18 protein-coding genes and 1 tRNA gene are annotated in these 16,189 nt (G+C 66.6%); 9 read left to right on the top strand and 10 right to left on the bottom strand.

The genetic code is table 11. The annotated features are described in order from the left end of the window. Window positions 1-118: 118 nt before the first annotated feature. Both ACQR2C_RS13175 and ACQR2C_RS13170 read right to left on the bottom strand, forming a co-directional pair. Window positions 119-448 (bottom strand): hypothetical protein, encoded by a 330-nt coding sequence (locus tag ACQR2C_RS13175; protein ID WP_316182395.1) that lies wholly within the window; start codon window positions 446-448, stop codon window positions 119-121. Window positions 449-692: 244 nt separating this feature from the next. After that, window positions 693-1,682 carry an alcohol dehydrogenase catalytic domain-containing protein gene (locus tag ACQR2C_RS13170; protein WP_316217457.1) on the bottom strand — a complete coding sequence of 330 codons (990 nt, stop codon included), beginning with the start codon at window positions 1,680-1,682 and terminating at the stop codon, window positions 693-695. Window positions 1,683-1,816: 134 nt separating this feature from the next. Between ACQR2C_RS13170 and ACQR2C_RS13165 the strand changes: the two genes are divergently transcribed. Then, a complete protein-coding gene (locus tag ACQR2C_RS13165; protein ID WP_434881289.1) occupies window positions 1,817-2,668 on the top strand; it encodes a LysR family transcriptional regulator in 852 nt (283 codons plus the stop codon). A gap of 76 nt (window positions 2,669-2,744) precedes the next feature. Here the strand turns inward: ACQR2C_RS13165 and ACQR2C_RS13160 are convergent. From ACQR2C_RS13160 to ACQR2C_RS13140, 5 genes are all read right to left on the bottom strand, one after another. Beyond that, window positions 2,745-2,821: transfer RNA gene (locus ACQR2C_RS13160), tRNA-Met, on the bottom strand. Window positions 2,822-3,060: 239 nt separating this feature from the next. Then, window positions 3,061-3,411, bottom strand: coding sequence for a hypothetical protein (locus ACQR2C_RS13155; protein WP_434881288.1), 351 nt, complete (start codon window positions 3,409-3,411; stop codon window positions 3,061-3,063). Between the two features lie 76 nt (window positions 3,412-3,487). After that, on the bottom strand, window positions 3,488-4,123 hold the full coding sequence (locus ACQR2C_RS13150) for a class I SAM-dependent methyltransferase (RefSeq protein WP_315803363.1): 636 nt from the start codon (window positions 4,121-4,123) through the stop codon (window positions 3,488-3,490). A gap of 27 nt (window positions 4,124-4,150) precedes the next feature. Next, complete coding sequence (mnmA, locus tag ACQR2C_RS13145) at window positions 4,151-5,347, bottom strand: tRNA 2-thiouridine(34) synthase MnmA (RefSeq protein ID WP_315803362.1); 1,197 nt, start codon at window positions 5,345-5,347, stop codon at window positions 4,151-4,153. A gap of 142 nt (window positions 5,348-5,489) precedes the next feature. Further along, window positions 5,490-5,717: a hypothetical protein gene (locus tag ACQR2C_RS13140; RefSeq protein WP_315803361.1), complete on the bottom strand. Its 228-nt coding sequence runs from the start codon at window positions 5,715-5,717 to the stop codon at window positions 5,490-5,492. On the opposite strand from ACQR2C_RS13140, the gene ACQR2C_RS13135 reads away from it, so the two are divergent. The 8 genes from ACQR2C_RS13135 (at window position 5,704) to flbD (ending at window position 14,051) form a co-directional block, all read left to right on the top strand. Continuing rightward, window positions 5,704-7,308: a flagellar hook-length control protein FliK gene (locus ACQR2C_RS13135; RefSeq protein WP_434881287.1), complete on the top strand. Its 1,605-nt coding sequence runs from the start codon at window positions 5,704-5,706 to the stop codon at window positions 7,306-7,308. The two genes, ACQR2C_RS13140 and ACQR2C_RS13135, sit on opposite strands and share 14 nt — an antisense overlap. Before the next feature lie 12 nt (window positions 7,309-7,320). Continuing rightward, window positions 7,321-8,019, top strand: a complete 699-nt coding sequence (locus tag ACQR2C_RS13130; RefSeq protein ID WP_315803359.1) for a flagellar hook capping FlgD N-terminal domain-containing protein — start codon at window positions 7,321-7,323, stop codon at window positions 8,017-8,019. A 249-nt stretch (window positions 8,020-8,268) separates the two neighbouring features. Then, window positions 8,269-8,544, top strand: a complete 276-nt coding sequence (locus ACQR2C_RS13125; protein ID WP_002714638.1) for a DUF1153 domain-containing protein — start codon at window positions 8,269-8,271, stop codon at window positions 8,542-8,544. 335 nt (window positions 8,545-8,879) lie between these two features. Beyond that, a complete protein-coding gene (gene fliF, locus ACQR2C_RS13120; protein ID WP_315803358.1) occupies window positions 8,880-10,478 on the top strand; it encodes a flagellar basal-body MS-ring/collar protein FliF in 1,599 nt (532 codons plus the stop codon). 44 nt (window positions 10,479-10,522) lie between these two features. Beyond that, window positions 10,523-11,617 carry a flagellar motor switch protein FliG gene (gene fliG / locus ACQR2C_RS13115; protein WP_315714167.1) on the top strand — a complete coding sequence of 365 codons (1,095 nt, stop codon included), beginning with the start codon at window positions 10,523-10,525 and terminating at the stop codon, window positions 11,615-11,617. Next, window positions 11,617-12,240 carry a FliH/SctL family protein gene (locus tag ACQR2C_RS13110; RefSeq protein WP_315803357.1) on the top strand — a complete coding sequence of 208 codons (624 nt, stop codon included), beginning with the start codon at window positions 11,617-11,619 and terminating at the stop codon, window positions 12,238-12,240. The genes fliG and ACQR2C_RS13110 overlap by 1 nt, the downstream gene beginning before the upstream one ends. Window positions 12,241-12,270: 30 nt before the next feature. Beyond that, window positions 12,271-12,618, top strand: coding sequence for a flagellar motor switch protein FliN (gene fliN, locus ACQR2C_RS13105; RefSeq protein ID WP_015669138.1), 348 nt, complete (start codon window positions 12,271-12,273; stop codon window positions 12,616-12,618). Window positions 12,619-12,671: 53 nt separating this feature from the next. Continuing rightward, on the top strand, window positions 12,672-14,051 hold the full coding sequence (gene flbD / locus ACQR2C_RS13100; RefSeq protein ID WP_315803356.1) for a sigma-54-dependent transcriptional regulator FlbD: 1,380 nt from the start codon (window positions 12,672-12,674) through the stop codon (window positions 14,049-14,051). 444 nt (window positions 14,052-14,495) lie between these two features. Here flbD and ACQR2C_RS13095 read toward each other — a convergent pair whose 3' ends face one another. The 3 genes from ACQR2C_RS13095 to ACQR2C_RS13085 all read right to left on the bottom strand — a co-directional run bounded on the left by ACQR2C_RS13095 (window position 14,496) and on the right by ACQR2C_RS13085 (window position 16,182). Continuing rightward, window positions 14,496-14,651, bottom strand: coding sequence for a hypothetical protein (locus ACQR2C_RS13095; protein WP_284421132.1), 156 nt, complete (start codon window positions 14,649-14,651; stop codon window positions 14,496-14,498). Between the two features lie 80 nt (window positions 14,652-14,731). Continuing rightward, the gene (locus ACQR2C_RS13090; RefSeq protein WP_315803355.1) at window positions 14,732-15,307 is read right to left on the bottom strand and encodes a flavin reductase family protein; all 576 of its coding nucleotides are present in this window, start codon (window positions 15,305-15,307) and stop codon (window positions 14,732-14,734) included. A gap of 14 nt (window positions 15,308-15,321) precedes the next feature. Further along, on the bottom strand, window positions 15,322-16,182 hold the full coding sequence (locus ACQR2C_RS13085) for an ATP-binding cassette domain-containing protein (RefSeq protein WP_316217463.1): 861 nt from the start codon (window positions 16,180-16,182) through the stop codon (window positions 15,322-15,324). Between the last annotated feature and the right edge of the window lie 7 nt (window positions 16,183-16,189).

The raw sequence follows: 16,189 nt of genomic DNA, 5'->3' as shown, positions 1-16,189 counted from the left end.
TGGGTGGTGTCGATAGAGAATAGGTCGAAGCCCGCCTTGCGCAATCCGGTGCGAGCGACACGTTCACCCGTGAATGTGCGGGCAACTGCAGGCGTGCTGCGCATGTCCTCGCTTGCGTTCAGATCAGGACGGCAGCGAATCTCCAGTCGACCGACTTGCCATCGACCATTGCGTGGAAGGGCGAGAACGCGGTCTCGGCCATTAGCCTTCTCGACGAATTCTGACCGTGCCGCTCAGACCTCCAGACGACGATGTCGGTGATCGAGCCATCCGCGTTGGAGATCATGAGCCGGGAGACGAAGCCGGGCTGCTGACGAAGCCAAGCATCGATGTCACGGCCGGCTTCGACGGCCTGCTTCGCCGCAATCCCCGGCTTCATGCGGAACGAGGTGACTTCCGCCGCCTGAGGCAAGCCCCGCGCGTGACGTGTCTCGCTGGCCGTCACCATGTCTCGCCTCTCAGATCTGGTCCCCACCGGAGACCTCGATCGAGGAAGAACGAACCCTTGAGATGCGTGGCGAGCAGGTTATCGAACATCTCGGGTGTCACCTGGTCGACGGTGGCGAAGAGGCCTGCTCCGGCTTTGTCGACAAGGTGGTCGAAGCGGGCGCGGCACCAGACTCTCATCGCGCGATCCCTTGGCGTTGCCATTTGCGAGTGAAACCTGTGCAGCCGTGATTGGTCGAGCAAGCTCACGCCGCCCCGATGTCGACCGCAATCTTGCCTGCGCCACCCCCCTTCTTGAGGGCGTCATAGGCCGCGCCGACGTCCTCGAGTGCGAACCGGCGCGGGTCGAGCAGCGGCGTGAGCTTGCCGGCCTCGACCATCTGCGCGGCCTTCTCGAGAATCTCGCCGTGGTGCCGCCGTCCTTCACCCTCGATCAGCGGCAGGAGGGTGAAAACGCCGGAATAGGTGCCGCCCTTGAACGAGAGAGGCGCGAGCGGATGGGTGCCCCACCCCAGCGATGAGGTCACGTGACCAAACCTCGCCACCGCGGCGAAGGCGACGTCGAGAGCGCCAACCGTATCGTACACGACGTCGAAGCCACGCCCTCCCGTCACGCGGCCGACCGCTTCGGCAATCGGCTCGTGCCGGTCGATGAAGGTCGCGCCAAGGCGCTCGATCACGGGCCTGCTCTCCGCGCTTCCCGTGGCATGGACCGTTGCACCGAATGCGAGCCCCAGCTGGACCACGATGTGACCGACGCCACCTGCTCCGCCCAGCACAAGGAGCGTCTGTCCTTGTCGAATGCCGACGCGATCGACAAGACCCTCCCAGGCCGTGATCGTCACGAGGGGCAGAACCGCGGCCTCGCGCATGGAGAGGTTGGCCGGCTTGGCCGCAAGCAGATCCTCATCGGCGCTGACATATTCGGCCAGCGTTCCGGGATGACCGCCGACGCCGCCGACCATGCCGTACACCTCGTCGCCAGGGCGAAACCGGGTGACGCCGGGGCCGACGACCTCGACCGTCCCAGCCATGTCCAGCCCGAGGATGGCGGGCGCGGGATGCTTGGCATGCGCGGCCTGGCCGTCTTGGATCTTGGCGTCCAACGGGTTGGTGCCCGCCGCGGCGATGCGCACAAGGACCTCACGGTGCCCCGGCGTCGGGCGGCTGATCGGGGTGACGCGGAGCGGCGCGCCAGTTTCGTGGAGGACGGCAGCCGTCATCGAATGGGTCATTGAGACCTCCTGCTGTGATGGCGGAGACCATGATCCCTCATTTTCTGAATGGACATCATCGAATTTGTACGTAATTCATTCAATTCTGAATAGGCGTCCAGCGATCCCGTCGGGCTGTTTTTGAAAGGACCGGCATGGAGTGGAGCGACCTGCGGATCTTCCTTGCCATTGCGCGCGAGGGCACGCTCGGTGCTGCAGCGCGTCGGCTCGGCCTGTCTCAACCGACCCTGGGACGCCGCCTCGCAGCCCTTGAGGCCGCCGTGAACCAGACGCTGTTCCAGCGGACGTCCGAGGGTTTCGTGCTCACACACGAAGGCACGGCCGTGCTGGCCCACGCCGAGCGCGTGGAGGAGGAAGCGCTCGCCTTCGAGCGACGCCTGGCCGGAACGCAGGCGCAACTCGACGGCTTCCTCAGGATCTCATCGTCGGACTGGTTTGGCCGCTTGATGCTGGCGCTTGTCCTTGCCGAGTTCGGCCGTCTCCACCCGCGCGTTTGTGTCGAGCTGCTGACCGATGCTCGGCTCTACAGCCTTCCCCGCCGCGAGGCGGACCTCGTGTTCCGCATTCGGTCGTTCGACGAGCCGGAGGTGATCTCGCGGCGGCTCTTGCACATTCCCTATGCTGTGTACGGCCCGGTTCACGGCCCCCGGAACGTCGGAGGCGACGGCGAAGGGATCAGGGTCGTCACCATGGACACGGCCTTCGCCGACATGCCCGACGCGCGCTGGCTGGCGAAGAAACTCCCGAAGGCGGAGGTCGCGATGCGGAGCAACAACCGGGACGTTCAGGCCATTCTCTGCACGCAGGGAGCGGGCCTTGCCGTCCTGCCCCGACCGCTCGGAGACGCTACGCCCGGCCTCCAGCAGGTCGACGTCGGCGAGCAGCCGCCGGGGCGGGACACCTATCTCGGCTATCATCGAGATCTGCGCCGGCTGGCGCGGCTGCGCGCTGTGCTCGATCTGGTGATCGCGCGGCTGGCATCGTAGGCCGCGCCGTGGCGTGGCGCGCCAGCCTTGCGGACCGGGAGAATGGGACGAAGCGTTCGGGTGGAGGGGTGACCGTTGGTAGCGGGGGAGGGACTCGAACCCCCGACCCCAGGATTATGATTCCCGTGCTCTAACCAGCTGAGCTACCCCGCCACGGTGTTCGATCAAGGCAAAACCGGTCGAAGCGGGCCGCCGGGCCTTGTGAACGGGCGGCATATAAGGAGGCGTCTCCGCCGCTGTCAAGCAAAGCTCGCGGGCAGCAGCGGTTTTCGCACGAGGGGATTTCCGGACGACTCTCCAAGGCCTTGCGCATGTATCCGCCGCTCGCCGAGGGTCACACGCCGACGTGTGCGACCAACAGCAGCTGCTCGGCAATGCGGATCACAAGAGGCTCACTTCGGCTGTACGTTCGGATTGCCGCCGGGGCTGCCGGGCGGCGGGATCACCGGGGTCGTGCCGCCCTCCGGGGTCGGCGCGTGCATCTCCGGATCGACCCCGCTCGGCGGACACAACACGCCGTTGGTCTTCGCCAGCTTGTCGCCGAGCAGCTCGCCGGCGCGGCCGGTGGTGATGCCGTCGGGCGTCGCCGTCGCGCGGGCATTCGGCGCACAGGCGGCATTCGCGTCGGCGGCCGGCGCCGTCGTCTGCGGCGGCGTGGCCGGCGTCGGCGGCGCCTGGGCATGGGCCGCAGCCCCGGCCGAGACCAGTGCGAACGAGAGGAACAAGGTTTGCCTGATGCTCATGGCGGGGCAACGCAAACCGCGCGTTCGCGTTCCGCGCGGATGGCCTGGCAAAGCGCACGGCCAGGGTATCCAGTGATCAGCCCTTGCGGTAGCGAATGAGCGAGAAGTGTCCGAGCGGTGGCATCGGCCGGCGCTCGGCCAAGGTGACGCCGCCATGCTTTGCGGCCCAGTTCACCAGCCGGGCCCAGGGGAACTCCGGCCGCCAGCCGAGTCGGCGCGCGATCGGCGCGAAGGCGAGCTCGAAGATTCGGCGCGGGCCGCTCTCGGCGCCGATATGGTTGACCAGGATCAGCTCGCCGCCCGGCTTCAGCACGCGGATGAAATCATCGAGCGTCGCTTCGGGATCCGGCACCGCAGTGATGACGTATTGCGCGACCACCGCGTCGAAGAAATTGTCGGGGAACGCGAGATGCTTGGCATCCATCACCGCGAGCGTCTCGACATTGAAGAGCTTCAGCTCGCGGACGCGGGCCTGCGCCCGCCGCAGCATCGGCTCGGAGATATCGACGCCGCAGATCCTCGTGGTCCGGGCGTAGTCCGACAAAGACAGACCGGTGCCGACGCCGACGTCGAGAATGCGGCCGCCGATGCGATCGGCTTCCGCGATGGTCGATTGGCGGCCCTGATCGAAGACCTTGCCGAACACCAGATCGTAGATCGGCGCCCAGCGCTCATAGGCCTTTTCGACCCCCGCGCGGTCGATGTCCCCCATGCCCCTGCCCTGAATGATGGATGCTGATCAGCCGCGGACCGGCTCGGCCACGCGCTGCGGCCTGATCGCGTTGCCGCCCAAGCTGCTGCTTTCCGCAACAGCGCTCTGGATGAAGCCGCCACCGAGCACGCGGGCGCGGCCGGACGCGGCATCGTAGAACACGCAGGCCTGGCCCGGCGAGACGCCCTCTTCGCCGGCGACGAGCTCGACCTCGTAACGGCCGTCCGCACCGCGCAGCCAGGCCGGCTGCGGCGGCCGCGTCGAGCGCACCCGCACGAACAATTCGAGGCCCTCGCGCGCGGCCGCGTCGAGCGCGCCATCACCGATCCAGTTGACCTCGCGGAGCGTGATGCGATGCGTGCGCAGCGCCTCGCGCGGGCCGACCACGACGCGGCGGGTGGCGACGTCCAGCTTGACGACGTAGAGCGGCGCGCCGGCAGCGATGCCGAGGCCCTTGCGCTGGCCGATCGTGTAGTTGGCGATGCCGTGATGCGCGCCGAGCACGCAGCCGCTGAGATCGACGATCTCGCCCGGCTCCATCGCGTTCGGGCGCAGCTTGCCGATGATGTCGGTGTAGCGGCCGGTCGGCACGAAGCAAATGTCCTGGCTGTCATGCTTGTCGGCGACCTCCAGGCCGAAGCGGCGCGCGAGTTCGCGCACCTCGGGCTTGGTCATGTCGCCGAGCGGAAAGCGCAGGTAATCGAGCTGCTCGCGCGTGGTCGCGAACAGGAAGTAGCTCTGGTCGCGATCGCTGTCCGCCGCGCAGATGAGCGCGCGCGATCCGTCCGCCAGCCGCCGCGAGGCGACGTAATGGCCGGTGGCGAGCACGGAGGCGCCGAGCTCGCGCGCGGTCTTCAGGAGATCGCCAAACTTGATCGCGCGGTTGCACTCGATGCACGGCACCGGCGTCTCGCCCGAAGCGTAGCTGGCGGCGAAATTGTCGATCACCGACTCGCGGAAGCGATCTTCGTAGTCCAGCACGTAATGCGGGATGCCGAGGCGCTCGGCAACGTTGCGGGCATCGTGGATGTCCTGGCCGGCGCAGCACGCGCCCTTGCGGTGCGTCGCCGCGCCGTGATCGTAGAGCTGCAGGGTGATGCCGACGACGTCGTAGCCTTCCGACTTCAACAGCGCGGCCGTCACCGAGGAGTCCACGCCGCCGGACATGGCGACGACGACCCTGGTGTCTTCGGGACGGCCTTCGAGATCGAGACTGTTGAGCATGATCCGGTCACTGCGATCGCGGCGTCAGGCAACGGGTTCCCGGCGCGGGAACGCCTCGCATGCGCCGTCTTTGCGGATGGCTTGCTTCGGGCGATCTCCGGACAGGATGTCCTGATCGGAAACAACACGAAAGCATCTGTCTCTAATATAGGCGCACTTCCTGCGAAGCAATTGCGCCGGTCGCAGATGCCGGCGGCAAATCTTGCCGGCCGGGCAGAAATGGCGAGGACGAGGGCTGCGGCCCGCGCCCCGATTGATTCCATAAGAACCTGAATTTGTTGGCGATTTTCTGCAACCCCGGCTTGGCCCGCTCCTTGCTGAACTGCTTGGTCGAGTTCATCGCGAGAGGGTCCAAGGTGTTCAGCGTCACGTCAGACATCCAGGCAGGCACGGTTCTCAAGACCACGGCGCCGAGACAGTCCCGTCAGGACGCTCCGCAGCCGTCCGACAGCTTCTCGGCGCTGGTCGACGCCGCGACTCCGGATCCGTCGACAGCGTCGCCGCCCACCTCGGCGTCGCCGTCGCCGCGCGCCGCCAGCGCTTCCACCCCGAGCCGCGAGCCGGCGCGGGCCGGCGACGCCGATCGCACCACCCAGGCCAGGTCGCAGGACAAGCCGGCGGACAAGGCCGACGGCAGCACCGCGCGCGCCGACGACAGCGGTTCGGATACCCCGGCCGACGCGACCGCCGGCACGTCGACCAAAACCGATGCGGCTGGGACCGCCGACGACAAGACCAGCGACGGCAAGACGGGCGACAAGAAGGACGGCGATCAGGCCGGCACGGATGCGAGCGCCGCGACGACCGCTGTAGCCGGGCCGACCGTGGCCGTGCCGACGCCGGTCGCCGTCGCCATCCAGCCGGAGATCACCCTCGCCAACCCCGCCAGCGGCGATGGCACGGCGGACGGCGACGGCAAAACCAATGCGCCCGGTGCGGCCGCTCCCGTCGGAGTGCCCGGTGTTGGCCCGCAGGGCTCGGTCGATGCCGCGGCAGGCCTGCTGGCGGCCGCAGCCAAATCCTCCGCGGCGGCCAAGGATGCCGACGGAGCCGGATCCACCGCGACGACGCCCGAGACGGCAGCGGCGGCCTCCGGCGACGCTGCCGCATCTGCCGAACAGAGCTTCGCCGCCGCGCTCGATGCGGCCGTTCCCGGCAGCACCAAGACGACGGGCAAGCCGGGCACCCAGACCAAGACGGGGCTCGCCGACGGCGCAGCCGGCAAGGTCACCGAAACTGGCAATGGCAACGTCCAGTCCACTCAGCAGCCGGGCCATGGCGCGCTCGCGCAACAGCCCGCTGTTGCAGCCAAGCCGGACTCCGTCGAGGCCGGCGATGGGAAGGCGAATGGCAACGTGCAGGCACCGGCCTCACATGATCGCAACACCGCGCCGACGACCAGCCAGACCAACGGGCCGGCGCCGGATCCGAGCGCACAGGCCACGGCCGCGTTGCAGCCCCAGCTGTCGACGCCGGCCGCATCGACCAGCCAGATCACCTCGGCCAACCTGACCGCGACAGCCGCCACGGCGGCCGCTGTGCCGCTTCATGGGCTTGCCGTCGAGATCGCAGCCTCCGCGCTCAACGGCAAGAGCCGCTTCGAGATCCGACTGGATCCGGCCGAGCTCGGCCGCATCGACGTCCGCATCGACGTCGACCGCAATGGCCAGGTGACCTCGCATCTGCGGGTCGAGAAGCCGGAGACGCTGGCGATGCTGCAGCAGACGGCGCCGCAGCTCCAGCAGGCGCTGCAGGACGCCGGCCTCAAGAGCAACAACAGCGGATTGCAGTTCTCGCTGCGCGACCAGAACTCGTCCGGCCAGAATGGCGGCGATTATCAACAGAATGGCAACGCACAACGCCTGATCGTGACCGAGGACGAAAACGTCCCGGTCCAGCTCGCCGGACGGTCCTATGGACGGATGTTCGGCGCGCAAGGCGGCGTGGATATCAGGGTTTAACAGGAGGCTTCCATGGCAATCGGCGACGCGATCACGGCACCCCCGCCGGTCTCGGGCACGACCAACACCAATTCGTCAACCGGCAACAGCAGCCTCGGCTCGAGCGCAGGCTCGACCATTGCCGGCAATTTCCAGACCTTCCTGACGCTGCTGACGACGCAGTTGCAGAACCAGAATCCGTTGGATCCGCTGGACACCAACCAGTTCACCCAGCAGCTCGTGCAGTTCGCCGGCGTCGAGCAGCAGCTCAAGACCAACGACCAGCTCGCATCGCTGCTCACGATGCAGCAGACGACGCAGGCGACCCAGGCGCTCGCCTTCGTCGGCAAGACAGCGGTGGTGAACGGCTCGACGACGACCATGACCAACGGGCAAGCGAGCTGGGATCTCAGCATTCCGAAGGACAGCAACCTGACGGTGAGCATCACCAACAGCGTCGGCCAGACCGTCTTCAGCGGCAAATATTCGGCGAGCGCCGGCGACAACCAGACCTATAATTGGAACGGCCAGGGCAATGACGGCACCCAATGGCCGGACGGGCAATACAAGATCACGGTGGTCGGCACCGATGCAACGAACGGTTCGCCGGTGGCCATCTCGACCCAGGTCAAGGGCACCGTATCCTCGGTCGACCTGACCCAGCAGCCGCCGCTGCTGTCGATCGGCGGCCAGACCTATACGGTGAACCAGATCCAGCGGATCGTGAGCTAGCTCCCGCCCCGTCTGAACCGATCCCGGCTGAGCTCGAACAAGCTCAGCCGCCGCGGCGACATGTCAGCGTAAGCGCCGGAAATTCTTAACCAATCATTTACCACGATTCCGCTCCCGGGGCGCAGCGCCACCGGAAGTGGCGGCGTTCGCGCATAGCGCCGGATTCGCGCCCTTCGCTTAGGCAAATTTTAAGCGAGGCGGCGTAGGGTCTTACCGTGAGTTCAGTGGTTAAGAGTTTGTGAGTACGCCATGACAGAACCCCATCGCCCGAGGGTGAAATACGTCATCGGGCCTGACGGCAGCCCGCTCACCATCGCGGATTTGCCTGCGCCAGGCACCAAGAGGTGGGTCATTCGCCGGAAGGCTGAAGTCGTTGCCGCCGTTCGCGGCGGCTTGCTGTCCCTCGAGGAAGCGTGCAGCCGCTACACCCTGACCGTCGACGAATTCCTGTCGTGGCAGTTCTCGATCGACCAGCATGGTCTCGCCGGCCTGCGCACCACTCGAATTCAGCAATATCGCCAATAAGACGTTACCGACGCGACGGGATTTCTTCGAAAATCGGCTTGGCCCCGCCAAGCCGATTTTTTGCATGTCTACACTTTGTTAGGACCCTTTAACCATCGTTAACCATATCGAAACCTTCCCATAGGCAATAATTGCCCAGCGGTTCGATCCAACCTCCGCGCCCCCTCTGCGACTGGCGGACGCGTCGGCTGACATCGGATCGCCACCTGGAATGCGGGTGCTGGTGAAGGTTAAGGATTGAATTTCGCGATCTATGCAACCGGCCGTAAAGGCCCGCGAAGCTCACATCACCTTTCAGCGGCCACCCGTCGAATGCCGAACTATGGGGCAGTTGCTTGCAAGGTCTCTTGGACTTCCTGAAGGGTTTGGGCGCCGCGCGGCTCACCGCCATGATCGCGGTAACCGCTGCTTTGATCGGCTTCTTCGGCTTCGTCATCATGCGCGTGACCGCGCCGCAGATGACCACCCTCTTCACCGACCTGACGATGGAGGACTCCTCCAGCATCATCAAGGATCTGGAGCGGCAGGGCATTCCCTTCGAGATGCGCAATGAAGGCAGCGTCATCCTGGTGCCCAAGGACAAGGTGACCCGGCTGCGCATGAAGCTCGCCGAGGGCGGCCTGCCCAAGGGCGGCGGCGTCGGCTACGAGATCTTCGACAAGTCGGACGCGCTGGGCACCACGAGCTTCGTCCAGAACATCAACCATCTCCGCGCGCTCGAAGGCGAGCTCGCCCGCACCATCCGCGCCATCGACCGTGTCCAGGCCGCGCGCGTCCATCTCGTCCTGCCCGAGCGGCCGCTGTTCTCGCGCGAGACCCCGGAGCCGTCCGCCTCGATCGTCGTGCGCGTGCGCGGCACCCTCGAGCCGGCGCAGATCCGCGCCATCCGCCACCTCGTCGCCTCCGCCGTCAACGGCCTGAAGCCGCAGCGGGTGTCGATCGTCGACGAGGCCGGACAGTTGCTCGCCGACGGCACCCAGACCGACATCGACCAGCAGGTCGGCGACGAGCGTCGCAACGCCTTCGAGAAGCGGATGCGCAAGCAGGTCGAGGACATCGTCTCCTCGGTGGTCGGAGCGGGCCGCGCCCGCGTCCAGCTTTCCGCCGATTTCGACTACAACCGCATCACCCAGACCTCCGACCGCTACGATCCGGAAGGCCGCGTGCTGCGCTCGAGTCAGACACGCGAAGAGCAGTCGGCGACCAACGAGAACAACGGCCAGGTCACGGTCAACAACGAGCTGCCGGGCAACCAGCAGAACCAGCCGCCGCAGCAGCCGCGGGACCAGAGCAAGAAGACCGAAGAGACCAACAATTACGAGATCTCCCGCACCACCAAGACCGAGGTCACCGAGGCCGGACGGGTCAACCGCATCTCGGTCGCGGTTCTGGTCGACGGCGCCTATTCCAAGAACGAGAAGGGCGAGCTGGTCTATCAGGAGCGCAGCAAGGACGAGCTCGACCGCATCGCCGCCCTGGTCCGCTCCGCCATCGGCTTCGACCAGAAGCGTGGCGACCAGGTCGAGGTGGTCAACCTGAAATTCGCCGACGCTCCCGCGGTGCCGCAGATCAACGAGCCCACCGGCTTCCTCGGGATGCTCCACTTCACCAAGGATGACGTCATGTACGTCATCGAGCTCGCGGTGATGATGCTGCTCGGCATCGTGGTCGTGTTCATGGTGGTGCGGCCGCTGGTGAAGAAGATCATCGCCACCGAAGAGATCGCCGTCCCGGGCGGCGGCCTGCCGGCGCTCACCGACGAAACCATCCAGGCAGCCGCTCACGCCCAGCAGACCGCCAACATGATCGACGTCGCCCAGGTCCAGGGCCAGGTCCACGCTCAGTCCGTCCACCGGGTGGGCGAGCTGGCCGACCGCAACCCGGGCGAAGCCGCCGCCATCATCCGCCAGTGGCTCGCCGAGCCGCAGAGCTGACCCGATCGACGTGAACCGCCTGAACTGAAAAGAACGTAGACGCCATGTCGCTGCCGCAGACCCAGAACGCCAACGCCAACAACAACGACATTTCTACGGTCATCGCGACCTTGGCGAGCCGCCAGGCGCAGCGCGAGAAGACCGAGCCCTTGAGCGGCCCGCGCCGCGCCGCGGTGATGATGCTCGCCCTCGGCGAGCAGTACGGCGGCAAGATCTGGCAGCAGCTCGATGACGACGAGGTGCGTGAACTGTCGCTGGCGATGTCGACGCTGGGAACCATCGAAGCCGACGTGGTCGAGGACCTGATGCTCGAATTCGTCTCGCGCATGTCGGCCTCCGGCGCGCTGATGGGCAATTTCGACGCCACCGAGCGCCTGCTGCAGCAATACCTGCCGCCGGAACGCGTCAACGGCATCATGGACGAGATCCGCGGCCCCGCCGGCCGCAACATGTGGGAGAAGCTCTCCAACGTCCAGGAAGAGGTACTCGCCAACTACCTCAAGAACGAATATCCGCAGACCATCGCGGTCGTGCTGTCCAAGCTGAAGCCGGAGCATGCCGCCCGCGTGCTCGCGATCCTGCCCGAGGACATGGCGCTCGACGTCATCGGCCGCATGCTGCGCATGGAAGCGGTGCAGAAGGAGGTCATCGAGCGCGTCGAGCAGACCCTGCGCGTCGAGTTCATGTCGAACCTGTCGCAGACCCGTCGCCGCGACGCCCACGAGGTGATGGCCGAGATCTTCAACAATTTCGACCGCCAGACCGAGACCCGCTTCATCACGTCGCTCGAAGAAGAGAACCGCGAATCGGCCGAGCGCATCAAGGCGCTGATGTTCACCTTCGACGACCTGATCAAGCTCGATTCCGCCTCGGCGCAGACCCTGCTGCGCAATGTCGACAAGGACAAGCTCGGCGTGGCGCTCAAAAGCGCCAACGAGGAGGTCCGCAACTTCTTCTTCGGCAACATGTCGTCGCGCGCCGCCAAGATGCTGCAGGACGACATGGCCGCGATGGGGCCGGTGCGGCTGCGCGACGTCGACGAGGCGCAGGCCCTGCTCGTCAACCTCGCCAAGGATCTCGCCGCCAAGGGCGAGATCATGCTCAGCAAGAACCGCGCCGACGACGAACTGGTGTATTGATGGCTCAGCCCGCGAAATTCCTGTTCGATACCGACTTCGCCGCGCCGGAGAAGGCGACGCGGGAGCGCGCTGCCGCCACCTCTGCCGAGATCGCACAGAAGGTCGCGGCCGCCGAAGCCGCCGCCTATCGCAACGGCTACGAGGCGGCGCAGCGCGAAGCCAAGGTCGAGGCCGACCGCCGCGTCGCCTCGGCGCTGGAGCAGATCAACATCCAATTGCAGGGCATCTCCGCACGCTTCGAAGGCATCGAGCAGCGGATGGAAACCGAGGCCGTCGATGTCGCGGTCGCCGTCGCCCGCAAGCTATGCGCGGCGCTGGTCGAGGCGGAGCCGCTCGGCGAGATCACCGGACTCGTGCACGACTGCTTCGCGCATCTGGTGGCGACGCCGCACCTCGTGCTGCGCATCAACGACGCGCTGTACGAGCTTGCCCGCGAGAAGATCGAGAAGCTCGCCAAGCAGAGCGGCTTCGAGGGGCGCCTCGTCATCCTCGCCGAGCCGGAGATCGCGACCGGCGACTGCCGTATCGAATGGGCCGATGGCGGGGTCGTGCTGGAGCGCGCTGCGATCGACGCCAAGATCAACGAGCTGGTCGGACGCTACATGGCGTCCAAGAAGAACTAGGCCGCCGTGGTGGCCGAGGGAGTTTAAGTCATGAGCGACAACGAGATCCCGCTTCCCGACCTCAATGCGGCGGACGCGCCTCCGCTGGGCGGCGACGTCGGCTACAATGAAGAAGAGCATGCCGCGCGCATCGCGGCCGACCTCGAGGCGGTGTTCGACGTCCCGGTTCAGGTCTCGGCCGTGCTCGGCCGCTCCAAGATGGATGTCGGCGAGCTGCTGAAGCTCGGGCCCGGCACCGTGCTCGAACTCGACCGCAAGGTCGGCGAAGCCATCGACATCTACGTCAACAACCGGCTCGTGGCACGCGGCGAGGTGGTTCTGGTCGAAGACAAGCTCGGTGTGACGATGACCGAAATCATCAAGTCCGACCGCAACTGACAGACATGACCTGCGTGCCGATCGAGAGCGGCACGGCCGAATAGGAGACCAACATGCGGCTTCTCATCGTCGGAACGCTGAAGGGCCAGCTGACGACGGCCACCAAGATCGCCATGGAAAACGGCGCCACCGTCACCCATGCCGAGGACAACGAGCAGGCGATGCGGGTGCTGCGCGGCGGCAAGGGCGCCGACCTGCTGCTGGTCGACGTCGCGCTCGACATCCGCGACCTGGTGATGCGGCTCGATGCCGAGCACATCCACGTGCCGATCGTCGCCTGCGGCATCACCAGCGATGCCCGCGCCGCGGTCGCCGCCATCCATGCCGGCGCCAAGGAATACATTCCGCTGCCGCCGGATCCTGAGCTGATCGCGGCCGTCCTCGCCGCTGTCGCCAACGATTCGCGCGATCTCGTCTATCGCGACGAGGCGATGGCCAAGGTGATCAAGCTTGCCCAGCAGATCGCCGGCTCCGACGCCTCGGTGATGATCACCGGCGAGTCCGGCACCGGCAAGGAGGTGCTGGCGCGCTACGTCCACACCCGCTCGGCCCGCGCCAAGCGTCCTTTCATCTCGATCAACTGCGCCGCAATCCCTGAGCACCTGCTGGAGTCCGAGCTGTTCGGCCACGAGAAGGGTGCCTTCACCGGTGCCGTCGCCCGCCGCATCGGCAAGTTCGAGGAGGCCAATGGCGGCACGCTCCTGCTGGACGAAATCTCGGAGATGGACGTGCGGCTGCAGTCGAAGCTGTTGCGCGCGATCCAGGAGCGCGTGATCGACCGCGTCGGCGGCACCCGTCCCGTCCCTGTCGACATCCGCATCATCGCGACCTCCAACCGCAACCTGGCCGACGCCGTGCGCGAGGGCACGTTCCGCGAGGACCTGCTGTTCCGGCTCAACGTCGTCAACCTCAAGATCCCGCCGCTGCGCGAGCGCCCCGCCGACATTCTCGAACTGGCGCAGCATTTCGCGCGCAAATATTCCGAGGCCAATGCCGTTCCGCTGCGGCCGATCTCGGCGGAGGCCAAGCGCATCCTCACCACCAACCGCTGGCCGGGCAACGTGCGCGAGCTGGAGAACACGATGCATCGCGCGGTGCTGATGGCACAGGGCGACGAGATCGGGCCGGATGCCATCCTCACGCCCGACGGCGCCCGCCTCGACATCGGCAAGACCCAACCTGCCGTCGCGCATGCTACGATGGCGGCGGAACAGGTCACGCGCGCCCTGGTCGGCCGCACGGTCGCCGATGTCGAACGTGACCTGATCCTGGAGACCCTGAAGCACTGCCTGGGCAATCGGACACATGCGGCCAATATCTTGGGCATCTCGATCCGCACGTTGCGCAACAAGCTCAACGAATATGCCGACGGCGGCGTGCCGATCCCGCCGCCGGGCTCCGGCGACACGCCGCGCATGCCGAGCCCCGTATAATCTGCCCATCCGGATCGTTCTCGGCGGCGCGCTGGCCCTCGGCGCGCCGCTTGCCGTTTCGCCGGCCGGTGCCGCCACGCGCGGCGTGCTGTCAGGCTGCTGGGAGCAGACGTCGCACGCACCGCTCGTCACCCCATCGTCGGGTCAGGAATGGGGCGTCAGGAGCTGGTGCTTCGCAGGAAAAGGCAAGCTGATCTCGCGAACCATCGCCTGTGGCAGGGAGGGCTGCGACGGCTGGGACAATGAACGCAGCTATCGCTGGCGGCCGCCCACGCTGTCGCTATCCGACGTCGAGACGTCGCCGGATGGCGGACACATCAAAGTGTGGCGCCGCTGCCGCGTGCAGTTTCTGACCGACGATTGGATGCAGCTACAGGACTGTGAACAGTCCGCGGATCCGTGGGTTCGCGAGAATACGCCGGCGCGGCGTCGCCGGGCACAGCCTCACGAATAGTTCGGCGCCTCGGGATTGCGGAAGATGTGAATGGGATCGCCGGGCGTGAACTCGCGCTGCGTCAGGACCGCGTACGCATACAGCGCGAGATAGAGGATGGCGACCGTGCCGATCGCATACAGAGCCCAGGTTCCGATCCGCTTCATGATTTCCGCTGCTGACGCCGACAGCGGCTTTTAAGGCGTCCGCAGGAAAGTTGCCAGCTCGCCCCGGGAGCGTCGGAACGTTACGGCGTCAGCCGCGGATCCGGGACGCTGAAGGCCGCGAGCCGACCGTGACCGTCGTCGCGATCAACCCCGACATAGCTGCCATGCCAATACGCCAGGGCCGCCGACTGCGGCGCCACATCGATATGGACCACTTTGCCGATCACGATGGCATGGGAGTGCCGCTCGATGATCTCCTCGACCTCGCAATCCAGCGTCGCGAGCGCTCCGACGAGGAGCGGCACACCGGTGACCCGTTTGCGCCACTCCGCCCCTGCGAAACGTTCGACGCCGCGCAAGCCACCCTTACCCGCAAACCGTTCGGCCACGCCGATCTGATCCGCCGCCAGCAGATTGGCGCCAAAAACGCCCTCCCGCTGCAGAATTGGCCAGGACGAGGCGTTGCGGTTGAGGCTGACGATGATGGAGGGAGGCTCGACCGCAAGTGACGACAGCGAGCTCACCGTCATGCCGGTGACCTCATCGCCGCGTCCGACCGTGATGACGCTGACGCCTCCGACCAGTTGGCGCATCGCAGAGCGGAAATCCGGCTGGAGCGCCGTGGCATCAGGCATGTGACGGACGATGGAGTTCATTGCGTTGACCTTTCCTACCCCGTCGTGCCCGGTCCAAGCAACTGGCCCAGGATCGAGCCTTCCAGCGCCGCAAGCTCGGCGGAGCCGCGCTGGCGCGAGCGCGGCAGATCGACGCTGATGTCCTCGGCGATCCGGCCGCTCTCGATGACGAGGACGCGATCAGCGAGGGCCACGGCTTCCGCAACGTCATGGGTGACCAGGATTGCGGTGAAGGTTTGATCGGCCCAGACCCGCTCCAGCAGCCGCTGCATCGCGATCCGCGTCAGCGCGTCCAGCGCGCCGAGCGGCTCGTCGAACGCCAGCAGGCGCGGACCGCTGACCAGCGCGCGCGCCAGCGCGACGCGCTGCTTCTGACCGCCGGACAGCACCGCCGGCCATTGGTCGCGCTTGTCGGCGAGACCCACCTCCTCGAGCGCCCGCCGCGCCCGCTCATGCGCACCGGCGGCCTTGCGCTCGCGGCCGAGCCCGACCTCGACATTGGCGAGCACCCGCGCCCATGGCAGCAGCCGCGGCTCCTGGAACATGACGCGGACGTCCTCGGGCCGCGCGGCCGCTTCGCCGAAGCTGATCGTGCCCGACGTCGGCTTGTCGAGGCCGGCAATCAGCCGCAGCAGCGTGCTCTTGCCGCAGCCGCTCTGGCCGACGATGGCGACGAACTGGCCGGCCGCGATCTCCAGGTCGATGCCGCGCAGCACCTCGTTGTCGCCGAACGCCTTGCGGAGATCGCGGATCACGAGCGGCAGGCCGCGTGTCTCGGGTTTGGCCGGACTCACGCTGTGCTTCCTCACGGGGCGGAAAGCCTCAGCATGCCCGATCACATCGGGGCCGTCGATCGCCTCCACACCGGAGACGGGAATTCGGAGCGCTTGCTGCATTTCCAGA

This window comes from Bradyrhizobium sp. HKCCYLRH3061 (assembly GCF_051168015.1).
Taxonomy (GTDB): domain Bacteria; phylum Pseudomonadota; class Alphaproteobacteria; order Rhizobiales; family Xanthobacteraceae; genus Bradyrhizobium.
The sequence above is the reverse complement of the archived record's forward strand: the minus strand, read 5'-3'. Positions and strand labels throughout refer to the sequence as shown.